The following is a 21281-nucleotide window of genomic DNA, read 5'->3' on the forward strand; positions in this document are numbered from 1 at the left end:
CGATCAAGCTCACTGAGCACCTCGCCCTAGCCGACATCCGCCCCTCCATCGGGACCGTGGGCGATGCCTATGACAACGCCCTGGCCGAGACGATCAACGGGCTCTACAAGGCCGAATGCATCCGCACCACAGTCTTCCAGAGCGGCCCCTACAAGACCATCGCGGACGTCGAATACGCGACTGCCGGCTGGGTCGACTGGTACAACAACCGGCGCCTGCACGGGAGCCTGGGCCACGTCCCACCCATCGAGTACGAACACGTCCACTACGCTTCACTCACCGAGCAGTTTCAACCCGCATAGAAGCGGCACGAAACCTGGGGCGCTTCAATCCACAGATACAACAGAGCGGGGACCACGATCCCCCCGATTCCAGCGAGCACCGGCAGCACCACCCGGCGGCGGTCGGTGAGCTCTCCCACCGCAAGGTCCCGGCGCACCTCCATGCCGATGACGAAGAAGAACACCGCCATCAGACCATCGTTGATCCAGTGGCCTAGATCCATCTCGAGTCCGACCTCGCCAATTCGCAGTGAGGCGCCGGTGGTCCAGACTGCCTCGTACACGGCCGACCATGGTGAGTTCGCCCACAAAAGTGCAATGACGGTCGCGGCCACCAGGAGCACCGCACTGCCTGCCTCCGTAGCCAGGAACAAGCGCAGTGGCCCAGAAAGCTGCCCTGAGAGCTGACGGCGGCGGGTCTGCCCCGTGGCTTGCGTGCGCCTTGTCACGTCCTCAGGTTAGATCAGCGGAGACAGACCGGCCATATCGAGGAACCGCTGGTCACCCCGGTTTTACCGCGACTGGGTGTCCAGTCCATATGTGCGGGGTGGCCCGCATCTGCCACACCCGATGCGCCGTGCGAATCCGTTCGGAGGCCGACGGAGTCGGAGTGGTGGTCGTCTTCCATTGGTACGGCGCGGGCAGCGTGGGCAGTGTGAGCAGGTCTGCCAGCGGCAGAACGCGGCCGAGCTGGTAGCCGAGCAGCTCGCCCGTCACCTACACGCCGGCCGAAGTCCGGGCGCTGACTCCTGTTCGCCGCGCGGTCGAGTTGCGTCAGGATCCCGACCTCCGCGATGTCTTCCTCTGCCACGCGTGGGATGACCGGCGCAGTGTCGCTACCGAACTGCACGACTTGCTCAAGGCCGAGGGCGTATCTGTCTGGTTCAGCGAGAAGGACATCGTGCTCGGCCAACCGTTCATGCGAGAAATCGACAAGGGCCTGGCGAAGTCACGTACGGGTCTGGTTCTCGTCACCCCTGCGCTACTGGAGCGCGTCGACAGCGGGGGGATCTCTGACAAGGAACTCTCAGAGCTCCTGGCACGCGACCTGCTGATCCCTGTCATGCATAAGACGACCTACGCCGAACTCCGGACGGTCAGCCCCTTGCTAGCCTCCCGAAACGGGTTGAACACGGCAGAGGACTCGATGGCCGTCATCGCCACCAAGATCGCCGAGCTGGTCGCCGTCGAGGAAGAACTGGCAACCGCCTAGGACGATCAGACCGGTGCCGCCCAGGTCCGCACATCGACGCACCAACAGGCACCTCAGAAGCGACCGTGCACCGACGAGGGGCCACGGGTCCTGGCCTCTACCGCGCAGTTTCACGCGGCTGCGCCTAAACCTCGTTCTTACTGTTCACCGGCCTGATGACTGGCTATCCACGCTTGCACGTCGCCCGCATCCAGGGAGCCGCCAGCCAACCCGAGACCGAGCTGAACAAGGTCGTCGTCCGCGGGCTCCAGACGAATGCCATTGAGGTGCAAAAACACGAGCATCACCTGCACGCCGATGCGCTTGTTGCCGTCGTTGAACGGATGGTTCGCGACCAGCCCATAAGCGAGCCGCGCGGCCTTGGCCTGGACGGATCCGAAGAACTCGACCTCACCGAACGCCGCGTACGGGGCAGCAAGGGCAGCGTCCAGCAGATTCTCGTCCCGGATACCGGGCAGGCCGCCAGTGGCGGTGAGCATCTGGTTATGCAGAAGGACGACCTGCCGACGGGTCAGCCTCGTCACTTGGCAAGCTCGTCGAATGCCTCGCGATGCTTGTCGATAAACATCGCCCCGGCGGCGAGCACCTCGTCGTCAGAGGCTGCGGTGTCTTCGATCTGAGCGAAGTCGATCACCACGTAGCGGGGCACGTTGTTGCGCAAGATCACCACAGAGCCGCGCTCGTCAACCATGCGGGCAACGCGAGAGAAGTTCTGGTTCGCCTCGGTGAGCGAGACGAGGTTGTGCGTGTCAACCAACATGACCACTCCAATCTAGGATGAAAACATCCTAACAGGCTTCGTGCCACACATCACGCTTGACCCTGGGCGGTGCCACTTCTTGGCATCATGCCGGGACGTCGGAGACCCGCAGCAGACCAGTCTCGGACGACCCGCGCGCGGAACGGGGCTTGAGGGTTGACAGCAACTCGCAGAGGCGCCTCATCGTTGCCTGAGAACCGGGTCGAAGGCTTCACTTAGGGCCTTCAGTGAGGTAGCCAGCCGCCTGGGTGCGGAACCCGCAAAGTGCATCGTTATCAAATCGTGTCCACCCGCGTCCACGCCAGACTTAGGCTCCCAGACACGAAAAAGGCCACCACCGCTTTCGCGGTGATGGCCTCCGACCTGCGTAAACGCTGGTCGGGATGACAGGATTTGAACCTGCGACCCCTTGACCCCCAGCCATCCTGGGAACTAACTGTGAGGCTGATCCGAGCAGATGTACCCGCAGGTCAGCAGCCCTAAATCGTCCATGCGTGTCCATCGGCGACGACATCGGTCCAGGCCCTTTTCACGGAGTTAGGCTCCCAGTTAGGCTCCCAGAGAGGCGAAGGTAAAGTCTCTTTACCTTTGAGGCTCCTGGCCCGCCGAAGAGCTCGAGAGGACGTGGTTCCCATGACACGGGAACGCCGGGATCGCGGGGATGGTGGCATCTTCTACGAGGCCGCCAGGAAGCGGTGGGTCGCGCTGCTCGACCTGGGATCGGACGAGACCGGTCGCCGGCAGCGGATGAAGATCACCGGGACCACTCGTAAGGAGGTGAAGGACAAGCTCGCCGAGGCGCAGCGTGCCAAGGCCCAAGGACTCAACCTCGCAGAACGGGCAACCACCTTCGCCCAGGCCGCCGAGCTCCTCCTGACCCGTGGACTGGCAAGCAACCTGTCCCAGAACACCAGGGGCAACTACGAGAAGATGCTGCGCGTAAACGTGCTACCAGTGATCGGGTCCAAGCCACTCATCGCCTTGCGAGCACCCGACATCGAGCGGGTCCTGGACCGCATGGCCGCCAAGGACCATGCCGCAAGCACGATGCGCTTGTCCCTCACCCTCATGCGCCGAGTGCTCAAGTTCGCCGAGCGACGAGACCTCGTCCAACGCAACGTCGCCAACGCCGTGGAAGCCCCAGCCGGCCCGACCAAGCCCCGCACCGGAATCACCCCCGACGAAGCACGCCGGCTCCTCACCGCCGCAAACTCCCACCGCATCGGGCCGATGATCACGCTCTCCCTCTACCTCGGGCTTCGACCCGGCGAAGCGGCTGGGCTCACCTGGGGTGCCATCGACCTCGACGCCACTCCCCCGGTCCTCCACGTTACCCACAGCCTGCAGCGCATCGACGAGCAGATGGTCCTCGGCCCGGTGAAGACCCCGACCAGTCAACGGACTATCGCGATGCCGCCAGCGTGCGTGGCTGCTCTCGAACGCCAGATGGAACTCCAGGCCCTCGAACGGAGCAAGAACTGCGAAGAATGGAAGAACACACTCGACCTCGTGTTCACTTCGGAGCTTGGTACGCCACTCAACCCGTCCAACGTGCGTCGCGGCGTTCAGGCTGTTGCCACCCGGGCTGGGCTCGGGCACTTCCACCCCCACCTGCTGCGCCATGCTGCGGCGAGCCTCATGTCTGCGGCTGGCATGCGGATTGAAGACATCGCCGACACTCTTGGGCACCGATCGATCATCATCACCGCCGAGATCTACCGGCACCCGATGACCATCACGCGCGACCGTCACCTTGGAGCTCTCGAGGGGCTTCTCTCACGCCCAGGGCGAGGGGGCCACACTAGCGACTGAGGGACCCGCTGAAGCCATGCCAAATCACTCACCGGTAGCCCACGCGCTGCCCTTACATGCGAAAGTAGCCATGTCCTGCTTTCAGCAGAGGAGTGACTTTGGCCGAAGCTGTTGAGCGCGCTCCACCTTCGAAGCCGGCGCCAGACGCACAGCACATTCTCGTCAGATATTCAAGGGCTAGGTAATCTGCCGGGATGAATACACGTCAACAATCACCGTCGAGCCAAGACTGATGGCAACCGCTCACCACCAGACCCAACAAGAGCCCTGGACATCGCAACTAGTTGGCGCAGACTCATCGCCTACGCAACACCACGAGCTCATCCCGCGCCCTCGTCGCCGCAACATAGATGAGCGATCGGTCCCGCAACTCCGCCTCCAACGTCTCCGCATCGTCAGCTTCAGAGCCAGCGGCCCGGCGAGTACTTTCAGGCTCAACCATCCCCGCAAGAACCACCTTGGAGAATTCGAGGCCTTTGGCACGATGCATTGTCATAACCAAAACCCGGCCCACACCCGGACGGTCTCGATCGACTGCACGAGCACCAATCCCACGGTCCGCCAAGGCGACGACAACTCGGTCCCGTTGGTATCGGTCGCGCACTAGGACGGCAATGGTCTCCGGAGGGGTGTTCTGCGACAACCACCCTTCTATGAACTTTGCAGCAGTTGCGAGCTCCGCCCCGATAGACGCTACGTCCACCACCGTCGGCGCTGGTCCGCTCCGGGCGGACCTGTATCCCGTGCTCTCCGGATTGTCTTCCAGATCCAGGTAGCTGCCACCCTCGAGGACGGTCATTGCGTACCGCAGGTTCTGTGCGGTCGTGCGGTAGTTGAGAGTAAGCCGCTGTGAGCGCCCGACGATACGTATTCCGTAACGCCCGAGGACCACTCGCGCTCCATAGATCCGCTGATGGGAGTCCTCGGCTATGAACAGGTCATCCTTGCCGGGTGCCACGAGCGCGCGTAGCAGTTGCCAGTGCCCGGGGCTGAGATCCTGCCCTTCGTCGACGAGGACGTGGTCGGCGAGATGCCGGGGCGTTGTTCCTGCACTTTCGAGGTAGGCAGCAGCGACCGTAACGGCCTCTGCGAAGTCGAGCTGGCCGTCGATTCGGTTCTGGGCCCGGTAGGCGGCGACGAGTGCCCACACCGCCCGCCGCTTGGCCCGGTCAAGTGCAGTCCCCCTGCCCGGGCGACGAACGCGGAGATACTCGTCCTCTGTCCGGATCCGGTTCGGCAGAATGACGGTCGTGTACTCCGCGGCGAGGAAGGTGTCGTTGGCGACCTCAGTCGGCAACGTGGTGTGGGCCGCGTCTACGATTGCTCGCCACCGCGCGCTCGGCACACGGCCGGTCAGGTCGTTGCGCACATCCCCGAGAACTGTGTGGACGGCCTCAGAAATCCCGGCTCCAGCCGCACGGATGACCTCCGCAGCGAGAGCATCGACGCCGCAGATCCGTACTCCGGGCCGGCCAAGGCCGTCAGCGATGGGCATGCGAGGATCGAGCTCGGTCAGGCCGTCTCGGAGCGCGTCGGCCAAGTTCGTCGTGAAGGTGGTCATGACGATGCGCGCGCCGGGCTCCTGTCGCGCGAGAGCACGTGCACGGTGGACAAGGACGACGGTCTTGCCTGTGCCTGCGCCGCCCGAGAGGCGGAACGGTCCGGAGAACGACTTTTCGACGTAACGGCGCTGAGCAGGGTGGAGGAAGATCCGCCAGGCCCCGAAGTCGCCCGACTCGATCACTCGGCGGAGCTCCTCCTGGTCCTCGATGAAGCTGAACTGCGCTTGGGCAGCGGACCTCTTGAGAGAGGTCAGCAGATCCTCGTCCTCGTCGCCTGTGTCCGGCGCCTCCTCAATCTCCATGCGGGCGACGATCGTCTCGATCGAGTCGCCCGTGGCGAGGTCTACGAGCATGAGGCCAAGCCAGCCTTCGTGCCGTTGAGCGAGCTGCAGGACAGCGTCCTCGTCGGTGGCAGCCATCGCCGCGTCAGCGACGGCTGCTGGGACACCGAGCCGGTCGACGAGGGCTTCACGGCTGTGCCCGAGCCGTTCGAGGAGTGGTTGAGCCGCCACCGCTTGGACGGCCGCGACGTCAGGGGGTGGGGCGATGGCAGTGGGTGCGGTCAAGGTTGAGTCGACCGAGAACTGCACTGCTGGTGCCTGGGTGACAGCGGATAGCGGGGTGGCTTCTTCGATCTGTGGGAGCCCATTGACAGGATTCACTTTGAGTCGGAGGCGCCCTGCGATGGCAATTGCCTCATCGTGCTGCCAGACGCCGTGGATGACGTAGTGCGTCTCTCCCGAGCCGTCCAGGCGGAACATGACCGCGCGGTAGGAGTCATCAACCCTGCCAGTGCGTACCCGCGAGTCGACCGACTGTCTGATCGGCTCGACATGAAGTCCGGGTGTCGTGTCGTCGGCCGAGAGCTTCTGCAGGAACGTCATGGCCTTGGCCTTGACAGATCCGTCAAGCTTCACGGGCCATCTGGTCATGATGATGGTGGGCATCAGTTCACTTCCTCGTCGTGCTCAGGTGCGGTGGTTCCGGCCGTGGCGAACAGCGTGGCGATGATCGTGGCGGGGTCGGAAGAGACAAGGCGCCAGCCTGCGGCGAGCAGATCAGCCCTGTCGACCTCGGGCATGGTCACCGGGGCGACGGCGACCTTGTGGGCAGGCCAGGCAATGTCGATCGGGATCCCTTCCGGCCCTTCGACCCCGATGTTCGGCGCGGTCACACCGGGGATGCCTGCCAACGCCGCCACCAGCTCGCGTTCAGCGCCAGGGGCGGAGCTCATATGAGCTGCCCTCCAGTCCGGTGTCCAGTCAGTGTCCGACTCGGGTGTAGTGGCTAGACGAGGATCGACTCTCATGTCCAGCTGGCTCTGCGCAGGGGCAGCTAGGACCTGGGACAGAGTCGTGATCGTCGTTGGCCAGTCACGCAGTGCAAGGTGGTTGCCCAGACGGAGCCACTCACGCCAGGCATCGCCGTGGGCGACATCGAGTGCCTCGTCACGGTCGTCCAGGACTAGGGCGACGTCGATAACGGAGGTCCGTGGCTCGATCGCGACAGCCAGGGCGCCGCAACGCCATACCGCGATCCTGCGAGGACCTTCTGGAACCGCAATCTCTTGGAGGCGGTCGGCGGCGATCTCAGCTAGCGTGCGGTCTTGCGCAGCGGTGAAGCTGTCCGCGCCAGAGCGCAAGAACATCGGCACTGCACGCGCGACTACACGCCGTCCCTCTGGTGAGGGATCCGTCATCCAGTCGATGAGCGAGTCGATGGGCCCCTTGGCCAGCCCGGCGTATGCGGAAGGTGTCGTCATGAACACGGCCTGGGGTAGGAGTCGAGCCACTATCGATTCGTCGAACCACCCGGGCGGTACGGTTGCGCTCTCCTCAGCGGCTCGCACGTCTTGCGCCGAGACCGAGAGGACTAGACGCCCGGTGTCTCGCAAGATTCTGCGTTTGTCGGCATCGTCGGCGAGTCGGTTGTGCGCTGCCACGGCATGGAAAGCATGACCATCGGTGAAGATGGCGACCTGCGGAATGGTCATGTCGTTGGACTCCAGGACGAAGTCGGGCTTGGAGCTCTCCAGGTTGACCTGCGGGGTGAGGGTCCACCGCCGACTACCGTCGGGCAGGACGAACCGAACCGTGTTGCCCCAGGCGCCAGGCACCTCGGTGATCGCTGCTCCCAGTGTGCGCAGGCGCTCGACGACCACCTTGCGGAATCGTTGTTCAAGGTGCGACTCGGGGTTGGAGCTGGGCGGGATATCGGTGACTTCCCACTCGGCTTGGTCGGCAGTCTCCGCGTCGGCGGCTAGGCCGAGGAGCGCGGCAAGGTGCCGCTGGGCCGCGGCACGCGAGATGTGCTTGACCGCGCCTCCCTGGACGAAGGGCAGCAGGCAGCGGTGGCAGGCGAGCCTGTCCTCGTGCTGGCACTCGCAGTCATGCACAACCTGCCAGGCAAGCGTGATGAGTTCCCGTAGCCGTCGGGGTGAGGCAAGTTCGGCAAGATACCCGGTCCCGCCAGGGACGATGTCGTGCAGGAGGAGAGCATCATGGTTGTCCGAGCCGTCGGAGTAAGTCGGGTCGACGATCTGCGCGATCTGAATGTGGTCGGGGTGCCCGCCGACCTGCTCGCGGAGCCCCAGCAGGAGGGCTGCAGACAAGCTCGGGACTGCGAAGGGGTCCCCGATCGTGACCGAGTACGGTAGGCGGACGACTAGGCCCTGGGTGTGCAGGGTGCGGGACAGCGCGACGGAGCGGGTGCTCTCGGTGACAGAATCCCGGAACTGGCACCAGGGACGGTGCTCGCGGGGGTGGTTGCGTCCGGTGTTTGTGTCTTTCTGTCCGCAGCCTGCGCAGATGCGGAAGAGTGCGACCGATGCCTCTTGCCCGCTGATGACCCTCGCCCCCCCATGCCCAGGAACCCCGCCGTTGAGCCACCGGATGGTCATGGCCTTCATATAAGTGCAGCCCATGCCGGTGGACTCGACGAACCACTGGCATCCGATATTCGCGGGGTCGATGTCGGCCGCTGTGAAGACCTGGAAGGAGGCGCCGACGCGAGACTCGGCACGATCGGAGATCATCACCTCGTCCCGGCGCAACTCGGCTGAGACGTGGGTGAGCTCGACGACATCGACCAGCTGACCGGTGTCGGCAATCGAGGAGGAACCACATCGCGGACAGGAAACGACAGCCTGGACCTGGCCGGTGGCCTCGACGTCGGCCCCATACCCGCATGCGGGGCAGAAGACCCATGGGCGGACGGCCTCACCGTCCATACCGAGGTCGAGTGCGTCGATCATGATCTCGTAGCCGCGGGCGTAGAACGTCGCACCTGGGGCGAACTCGCGCAAGGCTTGGGCGGAGCCGCGTTGGATCTGAGCGTGCTCGCTCTGGAACGTGTTGGTGTCGGGGTCAGTCCAACTCAACCCGACATCGAGCGTGACCGTATCGTCGAGGAGGGTGTAGTTGGGCAAGATTCCGTACTCCTCAAGGACACCGATCCAGTACTCGCCCTGCAGGTGGCCCAGCTGCCCGAGAGTCAATCGCCTTGCGGTCTGGGCGGAGCGGAGCGAGCGGCGGTCCTCGTCGGTACTTGCCGGCGACTGTGCCTTCTTCTCGAGCTCAGGCACAGCCGTCTCGATGGCGTCGAGGCGGTGCTTGAGCGTCTGGACGGTATTCTGCCAGCGGTGGCTCGCGGTCTGCAGATGAGCTGCGAAGGCGCTTGTGCCGGGCCCATCGACAGGGAGGACCCAGCTGCGCAGGGCGGCCTCGATTCCGTCGCCGAGGGTAGCGAAGGTGCCAAGGAACCTATTGAGGTGGGCCGGGGCATCGCCCTCGGCGTGAGCGATCAGGTCGCCGAGAAAGGAGGCGGCCTCGGCCGAGCCGATCGCGCCGCCGGCCTTCCGTGGATGGCGGCGACCACTGTCGCGGGCAAACGCGTCAACGAGATGCGCTGTGAACTGACGGCGCAGAATCTCCTCAGCCTCGAGGTAGGTTGCCGGTGGCCGGACCTCGCCGTTGATGACGGAGAGCGGGTCGCCAAGCTTGGGCAGGTGGTCACCGCGGCCGGTCACGTAGGCGAGGTTGAGCGCGTTGCCGGTCAGGCGGCCCGCGCGTCCGACCCGCTGCACGTAGGAGGCAACGGTGCGTGGGAGCGATGCAAGGAAGACGGCGGACAGGTCGCCGATGTCGATGCCCATCTCGAGAGTGGGAGTCGCCACGAGCACGTTGGGCGCTTGAGGGTCGTCATACGATCCCCTAAAACCGTCCTCGTAGACGAGGCGCGTCGCGTCGTCGAGCAGGCTCGTGTGCTCGCGCGCGACTACCCGGCGCATATCCGGTGACGAGTACAAAGTGCGGTAGAACCCATCGGCCATGAGCGGGGCGCGTTCGAGGTGCCCCCGGCAGCGTACGGAAAGGCACGGTGCACCGTCGAGCTGGTCGACGACCGTCGTTGACCCAGGGGTAACCGCGTGGCACAGCGAGCAGGCGAGCATGTGTTGCTCGCCCTCGAGGGCGTAGTCGTCAGTCGGAACGAGGACGACGCCAGACATCGGGATGGCGTAGACCGTCGCGCCTGACTTGCTCGTGCTCTCGACGAGCACCCCGTCCTTGGCGAGGCGGTCGAGCAGATGCCGCACGAGGCGGCCGCCGTCGGACGGGCTCACGGGAAGGACCTTCGAGGTCCAGACGGCGTACCAGGACTTGGCGGAGGTCACCGGGTCGAGGCCGAGGTCGCCGGAGGTACCGACGAGGCCGCCCACGCGCGGGTAGGCGGGCGCGGGACGTCCCCGTGGGAAAGCGGGCATGCCTTCGCTGCGTGGGCGTCCACCCCAGATGGGCCAGCGTGCGCCGTCCTCGGCACGGTACTGCGTGAACCAGGGGTGGTCGACGGCGCCCTGGGTGCGGAGGCGATCGAGCACTCCGCGGACCCACTGGATAAGGATCGCGTCGTCGGGGTCAGTGCCCTGTCCGTCGAGGTTATCGTGCATGGGGAAGCCCTGGAGTGCAGCGCGAGCGGCTCCCGCCATCTTGGCCGGGTGCCCGGCCTCGACTTCAGCGACGACAGTCCCGGTGAGTTCGAGGGTACGTCCAGTGCGGGAATTGAGTCCGAACTCCATGACCGCGTCGAAGAGCAGGCGGCGGCGCACACGAGAACGGATGGTCGCCGAGACGCCGCGCAGGGTCGGTGTGGTCCAGAACTCGGTGAAGGACGCCCGGTCGGCGCAGTCCGGGGCGATGATGCGGTACCTGGCAAAGGTGTCGTCACCTGCCCGCCGGATGACTTCGTCGACGAGGGAGTCGAGGGTGAGGGCACCGTCCTTGACTGCGTCACGCAGCACAGCGCGCAGGGTGAGTGTGTGGGAGCGAGCCTGGACGAATCCGGCACGGTGGGCGGCGTCCTGGACGGAGTCGGTAAAGACGAGGGCCTTCTTCTCATGACGGTCAAGCACGGCAGAACCGAAGAGAGTTGACAGCGAGACCGACAGGAGGGTCGCGATGGCGCTTCCGAGAAAGCGGATGCCGTCGGATTGCCCGCAGGAGGGGCAGTCGTCATTGCGAGCGGACTGGTCACTGTCGGAGCCGGTCCCGGTCAGGACGGGCAGGATCCACCCCTCCCGAAGGTCGGGGTCGTCCTCAGCCACCTCGGTGAGGAGGGTGCGGCCGCGGACGGAGAACCACATGAGACCTTCGCTCGGTCCGCCATCGTTGAAGTAGGCGTGGTCGGCCTCGGCTGGTGCATAGAGGAGCGCTCGGAAGCGACCCTCATGGATGGCGTGGTCGCGGCGGATCTTCTCATCGTCGACCGCGAGGTCAAGGCCGACAGGGGCTAGCGCGATGCCCCACCCAGACCGCCCGCAGTGGCGACAGTAGACGGCGGGGAAGGACGGGCGGACGTCGACGGTGTCGACGACGGGTGGGCCGTCGTCGCTCCACCGAAAGGCCGTGGCGGAATCGGCTGCCCGGTCGATGCGCGTGAGCTCACGGATCCACAGGTGGACATCGACGGATAGCGCAGCCCGTCCAACGACGGCGCGCACGTGCCCGAGCATGGCGACGACATGAGCGATAGCCATCTCCCAGCCGTTGCCGATGCTGGCGGCACTGGGCGAAGACTGAGCCGTCGTACCGAGCACGGCTGCCACGAGGTCGGCAACGGCGATGGCGTCACTGGCAGATGCCGCAAGCGCATGGACGAGGGGGTGTGCTTGGACAGCCAAGAGGAGGACGTCAGCGCCCACGGTCCCGAGTGCGCGGTCGAAGACGGCCAGGTTGCCTTCGTAGAGGTGCCTCAGGACCACATGGGCCAGCGCGGCTCCGTCAGGGTCCGGCCCGAGCCTCTTGGCGGCCGCGTTCAGGGCGGGGGCACTGATCTGGGCGATGTCGAGCGGACGCAGGCCAAGTGCGGCAACGGTCTCCACAGCGTCGGCCTCCCACTCGTCAAGGCGGAGACGGGACTCTGTGACAACTGCCCCGTCACCGAACTCCTCGCCGAAGACAGTGTGGGCGAAGTCGACCATCGCCGTAGGATCGCCCTTGTCCCCGAGGGTTGCTGACGTTGCGACGGGGGTGATGCGCCCGAGCGGTCGGGCCCAGTCGGCTGCGGTTAGGTGTGGGTCGTCGTCAGCCCAGTGGGACTTGAGCGCGAGGCCGAGGCGACGCAGCAGCATCGCGACGTCGGTCCCTTGCGCGCCGTCATAGGTGTGGAACTCATCAAGCACGAGGTACTGCAAGCTGGTGGCGCTCTGCCGCCAGATCTCCTGGTCCTCATGGCGCAGCAGCAACTGGTCGAGCATCTTGTAGTTGGTGAGCAGAATGTCCGGGGCCTCGTCGCGGATAATGCCGCGATCGGTAATCAGCCCGTCCGCGGTGACCATCGTGCGGGTAGGGCCGTCCTGCCCCGTGTAAAGCGCGGCAGTGATACCCGACAGTTCCGAGTGGCTGGTAAGCATCTGCGTAAGGCGCAGGGCTTGATCGTTGGCAAGGGCGTTCATCGGGTAGAGAATGAGCGCCTTGGTACCGGTGACGCCCTCACGGCGGGCGCGCAGCACGTGGTCGATGATCGGGTAGAGGAATGCCTCGGTCTTACCTGAACCGGTACCCGTGGTGACCATCGTCGGCAACGGTCGTTTTTCCCGCCCGCCTGACGACGATGCCAGACGGGCAAAGGCGGCTGCCTGATGACCGTACGGTGTGAAGCCTTCATACCACTCGAGTGTCTCGCGCCACCCCTCGTCGGCTGGCCTGAAAGGCAGACATAGGCGGATGTAAGGTCCCTTGAACATGCCGCTATCCGGATGGGACAGGAATCGATCCAGGGCGTCTTGCGCATCCACGTCAGTCAGGGCGAATGTGGTGGTCAGATAGTCGAGGAGACTCCCCCGTACACGCGCGGCCTGGACCGTAGGAAGCAGCTCGCTCACAACTGATCCTTCAGAAGCATCTCGAAGTGCGCGTACGCCTGACGCATGTCGGCCTCACGGTCGAGGGTGACGAAGGGGAGCTCGTAGGTGTACTCCACGTCCGAGCCAGGGTGCACGGCCTTGCGCTCAACCTCTGTGATCGAGTCACACTTCTTTCGCCAGACGGTGAGGACCTCGTTGGGGACCAGACGGCCGTTGGCGTCGTAGAAGTATGTGTTGCGGTCGTAGCCATAAAGGACTGGGAACTGGGTGCGATAGATGGTGCAGAGCTCGTCGGCGGTGAGGTTGAGGGAGAGGGCTACAAGAACGTCGATCTCGAGGAGGGCCTGGCGGCGGTCGGCAGCTCTGCGCAGCGGCGAGGTCGATGTCCAGAGGTCGGTGACGTCGCCAAGCTCAGGGCGCCCGATGTAAGGAATTCCACCTGTCCAGAAAAACTCCTCTGACGATGGCACATGAGTCTCATTCCAAAGATCAGAAAACGTATCTGAGAGCACATTGAGACGTAGGGCTCGAAAAACAATCTGCGTCTCGAACCCAGACCTGGAGAATGGCAGACGTGAGATCGATCCTCCAGAGATCGTCGACTTCGGAGCAACACGAATGGAGAAGTCATGCACTAGCGACCCGAGGAACGCAGCCACCAGTATCAGATCCGATGACGACAGCCAGGGCGAACCGAGAGAAGCAACCCCATGGACATGAGTTGCCCCTGGCGGAATAATTGCCGGCGCCAACGTCCTCTCTCCCGTGTTGGCAGCCATCGCCCTCCATGCCACTCGATAGTAGTCGCGAGCCGGCTTGGGGCCCTCTTCGTCTCCCCATTCAGTGTACGCACAATCGTAATCATATTCTTTGCCAGAAGGCTTGTATATCGTGATTGGAACTGCGTTTGACGCCAATGATTCCACATCAACCGAAGCCCAGTCATCCTTGTTCTTCATGGTTGAATTTGGCGACTTGTAGAAAGATGTTCCGACAAAAATATGCGATCCCTGAAGAATCACATCTTCCCACAATTTCGGAGAACCCCAATCGGATACAAAATGCCCCTTCGTGCGGTCGCTCTTCTCGTGCCAACCTGACGAAAATTTCAGCCCAACGCTGCCAACTCGTGGACTGTGGGATAGTTTTTCCAACACCTGAGCAGTCGACCTGTTGACCGCGTAGACCATCTGCGTCCGACGAAGTGGAACTTTTGAAGTCTCGAGAGTGGCGTGCCATTCACGCAGCACGCTGTCATCCACACGCACGATCCGATCAGCATGGGGTCGTGTGTCCCAGTCACCCTGCTCATTTTTGATGCCTGGCTCAAGCCCACTTCCATCATGGACGCGCGATCTCTCAACAGTGTCAGGATGGTAGAGCGATACAGCGTGGAGGAAGCTAGGCGCCTCCTGCACGCGGCCATAAACATTGACACCAAACGTCTTCTGATGCTGAATCTCAAACAACCGCAATTCGTTGATGAACTGCCAATGACGCCGAAGTCGCAGGTACGTCGCGGATCGCAACAGTCCGGCTTTTTCATCCGTAAAGTGCGACTCCAGGTGAATCAGCCCTGTAATTCCTTGCCTCGATCCGTGCCGCCACGTCTGTTCCATGAAGCAGCGGTACAGGTCAGGCTGCAGCCCAGTCAGGTGCGGATACTCTTGGGCGGCCCCAACGAAGGCAGCAGTCACCGCTACGCCAACAGTCCCGTCCACCACTAGCTCCGTCATCCCCGCCAACGCAAGCGTCGCCTCCCGCTTCGCCGCCCGCGCCTCCTCCGACGGCTTGACCGCCAGCTGCCACCAAGGATCTCCCTCAGCCATAAGCGCGTCAACGTCAGACCGAGGACGCACCCACGGCGGGTTCCCTACCTGCAGGTCGAACCCACCACGCGCAAACACCGACGCGAAGTCCAACTCCCAGTGGAAGAAGCCCTCTTTCTCGGCAACGGCTTCACACACACCAAGCCACCTGTGCCGGGCAAGAACAGCTTCGACTGTGGACGCACTGGCCAGCCCAAGGTCGAGTGCTTCCAGCTCCCCCAACTCATCCCAGGCGGACCCGGCCCCCAAGGTCTGGTTCCCGCCGCGCCAGTTCTTCCCGCGTCCGGAGCCACCTTGTCCCTGGGAGCCGAGCAGCCCGCGCAGCGCGTCAATCCAGTCATCCATGCTCGGCGGCAAGATCCGCTCCCGTTGACCGTCGTCGCCGACAAAGGTCGTCAACGTGTCGGTCAACGGCCAGAACCACAGCGCGCACCATGCGTCCATGACGCGGCGCAGCCTCATGTACGCGCCCTTGACGTCCGCGAGTGCTTCTTCGATTTGCTCACGTTGCACGGTCCCTCCGGAGGGCAAGGCCTCGCTCCCCCACACAGGGATCGCCCGGCGGATCTCCTGCTCGGCGATGTCGAGGCGTCGCAAGGCCATCTGCCACAGGCTCTCGACCCGTCCACTGAGGTCCACAAGCGCCTCGGTCTGCTTCTGGGTCGGCTTCGCCTGAATGGTTCGTCGCCAGGACCTGAGCCGTCCCATTGCCTCGGGCGCGAGCGCCTTGGCCTCCTTAGCGTCCACTGCGGAGCCCCAGCCTAGTGACGGCAGCAGGAAGTGGTGCACGCCCCCACCGTCCGGCGGCGCGTCATCACGAGGCAAGGCAAGGGCGCTCAGTGGCCGATCCGTCGGTATGTCCTTGAGGTAGGCCCTCGAGGTCACCTGGTCGCGCCTAAAAGTCGCCCGTCGGGCACCGATGAGGGAGTTGCCACGTCGCAGGTGCAGACCGAACCACGGAGCCGACAGTCCCTCGACCATGGTGTCGAGCCACAGGGATATTTCCGCAAGCTCGACGGCTGTCGCGTTGAGGTCGACCCCGTAGACGTTGTGCAGCGCCAAGTAGGCCTTGACCTCCTGGAGCGTGCGCGGGTAATCGTCCGGGTCGATCCTCTCGCCCAGTTCGTCCTGACGGCGGCGCAGGTACTGCTCCGCTAGCTGGCGCACGGCCTCGATGGCGAACGCACCTGAGCCGAGCGCGGGTTCGCAGACGCTCATAGTGAGGATATCGGCTGCGGAAGTAGTCTGGTCGTCCTGGTCGAGCAACTCCTCTAGGGCCTGCCCGACGGTGAACTTGGTGAGTACCTCGGGTGTGTAGTAGGAGGCAGACTGCTCCCGTTCACGGCCCGCCAGCCGGAAGACGAAGCTGCCAGCGGGGTGGACCACGGGGGTGCGGGCACCACTCGCGAGGTCAAGGGTCGTGACGAAGTCATCTGGGTCAATGCCCTCGATGCGGTCCATCGGCACGACCCAGGAGCCCTTGGATGCATCACCGCCCTTAGCGACTTCGTACAGGTCGCTGTCGGCGAAGAACCCCGTGTAGGACATTAGACCCTCGTACACCGCGCCCAGCTGGTTGATGCCCAGCTCGGCGTAGGAGATGAAACCGCGGTCGCGCCCACGCGACTCCTTGCTCAGCAACAAGTGCGCAAGCACCTCCTGGAGCGTGCTGTTCCCCAGGCGAACAGCATCGATGTGCGCCGTGGCCACAGGGCGGAATAGATCGGCGCGCAGAGAGTTGAAGGTCAGCCCGTCCGCAAAGGCTGAGCCGTCCCTGCCTTCCCAGGAAGGGTCGACCTTCGGCGTATGCCCCGTCTCGACAAGCGCGAACAGGATGCCGAGCGAGTCGTACAGGTGCGTGCCGTTCTGCGCCTGGGGTGACGCGAGCTCGACTTGGACCAGCTCCCGCAACCGGTCCAGGCTGTACCCCTGGGCGTACTCCGGTACACCGATGGGCAACACGCCCAACTCGGGCGATGCCTCGGCGTACAGGAGGAAGAGGATGCGGTATAGGAAACGCAGCGCCTGCTTGGCGAGCACCTGCGACTCCGACGTCGGCAACGGCTCGAGGCCCTGAGCCCTGCGGCGGGCTACCACCTCGTTCGCGATGAGCTCGATCGACAGTCGGACCCCGTCACGCAGTGCCTGCGAGACACCGACGGTGTGCTTTACGGACTCCGCGAGGATGCTCAGCCACCAGATGTCCCCGTCGGCTGAAGGCGCCACCGACTCCGCGCCCAGGCAGGTGAGCATCCGGTCGATCTCCCCACCGCGACTGGCGTCATTCCGCTCGCACACCAGCTGGACATCGACGGCCAGGTAACGGCCCTCGGCCCAGCGTTCCCGTTCAGCCAGTACAGCCCACCGGCCGGCAAGGACGAGGACGAAGTCAGGTGCGCCCTCGGACACGAAGAGCGCTGAGACCAGGCGGGCCGCCGACGTGAGCGCAGCCGACGCAGGCTGCGTGCCGTCGTCCCCGAGGAGGAACGGCTCGTTGAGGGTCGCGCCATTCTTGGCGAGTACCTCGTCGATCGTGTCCGCAGGACGTGCCAGCACGACAGCAAGCGGGGCACCCTTCGTGATACCCGGAGCTGACACGTGCAGGACCGGGCCATCTTCACGGATGTGCAGGCCGTGCGAGGTCAGACCGAGAACCACCATGAGGCGGCGGTGCACGTCCTCGGTAGCAGTCCGAGCGCTCTGCGCGTCAGCGTGCTCACCTAGCGCGGCCAAGTCGATCTCCAACTGCTGCCGGGCCTCGGCTAACCGCGAACGCATCGTCGGGCGCTTCTCCGCCGCCTCGGTATCCCACACCTTGCGACGCTCGAGTACCTTCGCCTGGAACGACTGTGCCTTGGCCTCGGTCGTGAAGTAGTGCTCCGAAATCCAGCCCTCGCCGATGACGATCGCATCCGACATGCTCATGCCTGCACCCCTCCACGGATCTGCCCAAAGTTCTGCGGGACGACGACCACCAGCGGGCGCACCAATTGACGGTCTGGATTCATCGCCTCGACCAGCTCACGCTCTTGCTCGACCCTCACCCTGTGTTGACGCAACTCGTTGCGCTGGATCAACGCACCAGCTTCCGCATCCCAGCCGTCCAGCTTTTCCGACCACCGCGCCACTCGGCTGGCGACGTCCGTCTCGGCGGCAGCAAACACGTCACGCATCTGGGAGCGGGCCTTGTGAACCGCCGGGCGGATGAGCGCGGTCAGGTCCTGAGCGCCACCAATCGGTCCTGCGTTCACCTGCTTGCCCTGCCACCCGCACTCGGCCAAGGCAGCGGCGACGGACTCATGCGGGGTCATGATCGCGAAGGCGATGTTCTCCATGTCCGGGAACTGCGCCGTCAACCACGCAGCCGAAACCACCTGCCCACGCCGGTTCGTCAAGGTGCCCAGCAGCAGCACTGTCGGCGCGTCCACTTCGCCACGCACGGCAAAGACCTCATTGCGCCCCAACGTCGCCAGCGCGCGGTCGGAGGCCCACTCGAGAACCGGGTGCAATGGACCGAGGAAGTGCGCGTCCGGCCAGCTCGACATGCTCGTGTCCGTAAGTGCAGCAGCCAGGCGCAACCGGCCCCGTGCCGGGGTCGTCGCGAGAACGAGCCTGGACGTCACCTGCCTGTCGGCCAGGTATGTCTGGGGCAGGACCTCAAGGCGCTGGACTAGGTCACGCGGCGGCACGAGTTCGGCCGTCCCGAAGGCGTCGTCGCGGCGCCACATAACCCCGCGGTCAGACACAGGACCACTCGGGTCGATGTAGGCGGCGTGCAGGGCATCGTCGAGGTAGGAAACCTCGTCCGGGTACAGCCCCGAGTTCGTCGCCGTCGTGAGGGCCTGGGGAGGCTGCGGGGCGGTGGCAGGCGTCTGCGGCTCATCGAACATCCGGAAGAACAAGCCGGTCAGGTCATCGGCCTCAGTCACGTCCTCGACCGACCGGACGACGTCCTCGAGATCCCGCTCGCCGGCGAGCACCTTGCGGATGTCTTCCTCTTCAGCTTTAACGTCGTAGCGCCCCATGAGAGAGGCAACATCGCCGAGTGCGCCGTGCGCTTCGTGCTCCTTCTCGACCAGCCGGGTGAGCACCCGCAGATCGCCCGTGAACGTCTGGGCGTCAGTCTCAAGGAGGAGGGCGGTGATGCGCGGCGGGAACTTTTGGCCGTAGCGGTCGATGCGCCCGTTGCGCTGCTCGATGCGAATGAGGCTCCACGGAATGTCGTAGTGCACAAGTTCGTGACACTGCGCATGCAGGTTGACGCCCTCGGAGGCCACATCGCCCGTCACCAGTACACGGATGGCAGAGCTCTCTTGCTTGAATGCTTCGACTACGCGCTGCTGCTCCTCGTCGGGCAGACCACTGTGCATGATCTCGATAGCTCCCGTGGGTAGACCGAGGCTTTTGGGCAGGTGGTCCTGCAGCCAGCGCAGGGTTGCGATGCGTTCGGCAAATACCACCACTCGAGCCGAGGACCCCTTGCCAATCCCCACCTCTCGTAGGTGTTCCACCAACCGCACATACTTGGCCGACGAGGTCGTCGTCGCCGCGTCAGTGAGCTCGATCAAGTGGGTCAGGGCAGAGCGCTCAGCGTCTGCAGCCGGGCCCGAGCCCAGACGTCGCCGACGCTCCGTCGCAGTCTCCCGCAGGGCGGCTGGCGACGACAGGAATGCCTTGGCCAGCGCCCATGGGAAGAGTCCGGAAGCCTGCCCCGAGTATGGGCTGACCCCGCCGACCGGACGCAGCCAGACATCGCCCAGCTCTTGGGCCACCACGTTCTCGGCCGCAGACGCGGGCACCAGCAGGTTCTGTGGCTCCTGGCGCTCAGCCCAGTCCGCCCCCACGACCCCTGCGACCTCAGGGCTGTGCCGGTGACGGCGGATCACCAGCCGGGCGACCTCCTCCTCGTCCAATGACCCATCAGGACGCACCGCCGTCGGGTCCAGCAGACGGATGAGCTCGGCAAAGGACTGCGGGTTGCCATTGTGCGGCGTCGCAGACGCGAGGATGAGCGACTCCGCATTACGAGCCAGCACCCGCGCCAGGCGGTTGTTAAGAGTCGACGCGTTCGATAGGTTGTGGGACTCATCGATGACCACTGCATCCCACCGCTGCTTGGACAGATGGGCCAGGTAGCGGTCGGACTTCAGCGTGTCGATCGAGATGATCACCCGACGGTAGAAGGTGAATGGATTACGTGTCGATGGCAGTTTCTGCCGCACCCGCTGGATACCAGCAGAGTCGAGACGGACAAAGGGTAGGGCGAATCTCGACCACATCTCGTGCTGCATCTGCTCGAGCACATGACGCGGCGTCACGATAAGGATCCGGTCGCCACGGCCACGACGCACCAGCTCAGCCAGGATCATGCCGATCTCAAGAGTCTTGCCCAGCCCCACCGCATCGGCGAGCAAGATACGTGGACGCAGGTTGGCCGGGTCCAGTGCCTTGCGCACCGCTGACTGCTGATAGCTCAGAGGGTCTGCGAGCGCCCTGGCCGACACTGTCAATGACTGGTCGCCAAGCGGCACCGCTGTCTTGCGAATCGTCGACTCGAGCCACAGCCGGGCCGTGCGATGCTGCGGGCTGCTGTCCGCGATCACCACCCCCGCCGCAGGGTCAAGCGGGACGATCTTGTCGAGGGCCGCGTAAAAAGTTGCCTCGGTGTCCCGAACCAGTTCGCCCAGGCCTTGGGCGGTGACCAGCAGGCCATCGCTCGTCTCCTCCGTCGAACGCACGAGCCACTCTTCATCCCGCACCACGACAACCGAGCCCGGCGCGATTGTCGACGGGTCCGATCCGATCGCTCCGACTTTTCGCCCCTCAGCCGTGACCAGCCCCATCACTGCACCCCTTGTGTCATCTCCACGTTTCTTGCCGAACTCTACGCACCCCCGGGGCGCCATAGTGACGCCGCCACGCGATCTCGGCGGACGACCACCTCCTGGCTCGCGATGTCCCCCAGCTCCAGGCTTCGGCTGGTCATCCACATCATGCTCGTTCGGGGATCCACAGGTCCTCGACATCCGCCCTGATGACAACATGCTCGCTCGACACGAGAGCTGTCAGCGATCAGTCTGCCGCCAGCATGCGCCGGGCCTCAACCTCACCCGAGGAGTCCTGAAGCTCGCCGAACGCCGCGGACTACTCATCAGCAATGCGGCCTAGCTCGCCGAGACACCGACGGCCCACAGCACCTCAAGGCGGATTGCCCCCGAGCAAGCCCGAGCGCTGCTTCATACCTCGGCAACGTCTTCCGCGGCCGGCGCCGGGGTGGGCCACAAGCATTGACGCTGACCGCTCTGCATCGTGATACCGAAGCCCCGACCGTCGACATTGCGTCGAACCCACAGTGCATCTAAGACGAAGCTCCCCTCGAGGACCCAGCCATAGGCGTCCTCGAATCCATGACACATCTGGCACTTCGGCTCCCACCGGGCTTTGATGCATCAGATGCAACACGT

The 21281-nt window shown here is 64.5% G+C and carries 10 protein-coding genes; 3 read left to right on the forward strand and 7 right to left on the reverse strand.

Going from position 1 to position 21281, the window contains the following annotated elements; translation table 11 throughout:
• A partial coding sequence (locus BLQ50_RS13070; protein ID WP_139185822.1) for an integrase core domain-containing protein occupies positions 1-302 on the forward strand: 302 nt, incomplete at its 5' end.
• Here the strand turns inward: BLQ50_RS13070 and BLQ50_RS13075 are convergent.
• Positions 290-730, reverse strand: coding sequence for a Na+/H+ antiporter NhaA (locus BLQ50_RS13075; protein WP_093184391.1), 441 nt, complete (start codon positions 728-730; stop codon positions 290-292). The two genes, BLQ50_RS13070 and BLQ50_RS13075, sit on opposite strands and share 13 nt — an antisense overlap.
• 320 nt (positions 731-1050) lie before the next feature.
• Here BLQ50_RS13075 and BLQ50_RS13080 point away from each other — a divergent pair, with 320 nt between their 5' ends.
• Entirely contained in the window at positions 1051-1494 is a 444-nt protein-coding gene (locus tag BLQ50_RS13080) for a toll/interleukin-1 receptor domain-containing protein (protein ID WP_245701203.1), read from the forward strand.
• 137 nt (positions 1495-1631) lie between these two features.
• Here BLQ50_RS13080 and BLQ50_RS13085 read toward each other — a convergent pair whose 3' ends face one another.
• Positions 1632-2018, reverse strand: coding sequence for a type II toxin-antitoxin system death-on-curing family toxin (locus BLQ50_RS13085; RefSeq protein WP_093184395.1), 387 nt, complete (start codon positions 2016-2018; stop codon positions 1632-1634).
• Positions 2015-2254 carry a type II toxin-antitoxin system Phd/YefM family antitoxin gene (locus BLQ50_RS13090; RefSeq protein WP_093184978.1) on the reverse strand — a complete coding sequence of 80 codons (240 nt, stop codon included), beginning with the start codon at positions 2252-2254 and terminating at the stop codon, positions 2015-2017. The genes BLQ50_RS13085 and BLQ50_RS13090 overlap by 4 nt, the downstream gene beginning before the upstream one ends.
• 633 nt (positions 2255-2887) lie before the next feature.
• Here BLQ50_RS13090 and BLQ50_RS13095 point away from each other — a divergent pair.
• Positions 2888-4066 carry a tyrosine-type recombinase/integrase gene (locus BLQ50_RS13095; protein ID WP_093184398.1) on the forward strand — a complete coding sequence of 393 codons (1179 nt, stop codon included), beginning with the start codon at positions 2888-2890 and terminating at the stop codon, positions 4064-4066.
• Between the two features lie 295 nt (positions 4067-4361).
• On the opposite strand, the gene BLQ50_RS13100 is transcribed toward BLQ50_RS13095, so the two are convergent.
• From BLQ50_RS13100 to BLQ50_RS13115, 4 genes are all read right to left on the reverse strand, one after another.
• Complete coding sequence (locus BLQ50_RS13100) at positions 4362-6575, reverse strand: UvrD-helicase domain-containing protein (RefSeq protein WP_093184399.1); 2214 nt, start codon at positions 6573-6575, stop codon at positions 4362-4364.
• A complete protein-coding gene (locus BLQ50_RS13105; RefSeq protein WP_245701206.1) occupies positions 6575-12697 on the reverse strand; it encodes a DEAD/DEAH box helicase in 6123 nt (2040 codons plus the stop codon). Before BLQ50_RS13105 ends, BLQ50_RS13100 begins: the two co-directional genes overlap by 1 nt.
• A gap of 305 nt (positions 12698-13002) precedes the next feature.
• On the reverse strand, positions 13003-17742 hold the full coding sequence (locus tag BLQ50_RS13110; RefSeq protein ID WP_093184404.1) for a class I SAM-dependent DNA methyltransferase: 4740 nt from the start codon (positions 17740-17742) through the stop codon (positions 13003-13005).
• Complete coding sequence (locus tag BLQ50_RS13115) at positions 17739-20660, reverse strand: helicase-related protein (protein WP_093184981.1); 2922 nt, start codon at positions 20658-20660, stop codon at positions 17739-17741. The genes BLQ50_RS13110 and BLQ50_RS13115 overlap by 4 nt, the downstream gene beginning before the upstream one ends.
• Between the last annotated feature and the right edge of the window lie 621 nt (positions 20661-21281).

Origin of the sequence: Sanguibacter gelidistatuariae (assembly GCF_900096585.1) — a bacterium.
GTDB lineage: Bacteria > Actinomycetota > Actinomycetes > Actinomycetales > Cellulomonadaceae > Sanguibacter > Sanguibacter gelidistatuariae.

Coding starts and splice junctions, on each gene's coding strand:
- BLQ50_RS13105 (WP_245701206.1), bottom strand. CDS start 12,697: ATGGTCACCACGGGTACCGGTTCAGGTAAGACCGAGGCATTCCTCTAC.
- BLQ50_RS13100 (WP_093184399.1), bottom strand. CDS start 6,575: ATGCCCACCATCATCATGACCAGATGGCCCGTGAAGCTTGACGGATCT.
- BLQ50_RS13115 (WP_093184981.1), bottom strand. CDS start 20,660: ATGGGGCTGGTCACGGCTGAGGGGCGAAAAGTCGGAGCGATCGGATCG.
- BLQ50_RS13095 (WP_093184398.1), top strand. CDS start 2,888: ATGACACGGGAACGCCGGGATCGCGGGGATGGTGGCATCTTCTACGAG.
- BLQ50_RS13110 (WP_093184404.1), bottom strand. CDS start 17,742: ATGAGCATGTCGGATGCGATCGTCATCGGCGAGGGCTGGATTTCGGAG.
- BLQ50_RS13090 (WP_093184978.1), bottom strand. CDS start 2,254: ATGTTGGTTGACACGCACAACCTCGTCTCGCTCACCGAGGCGAACCAG.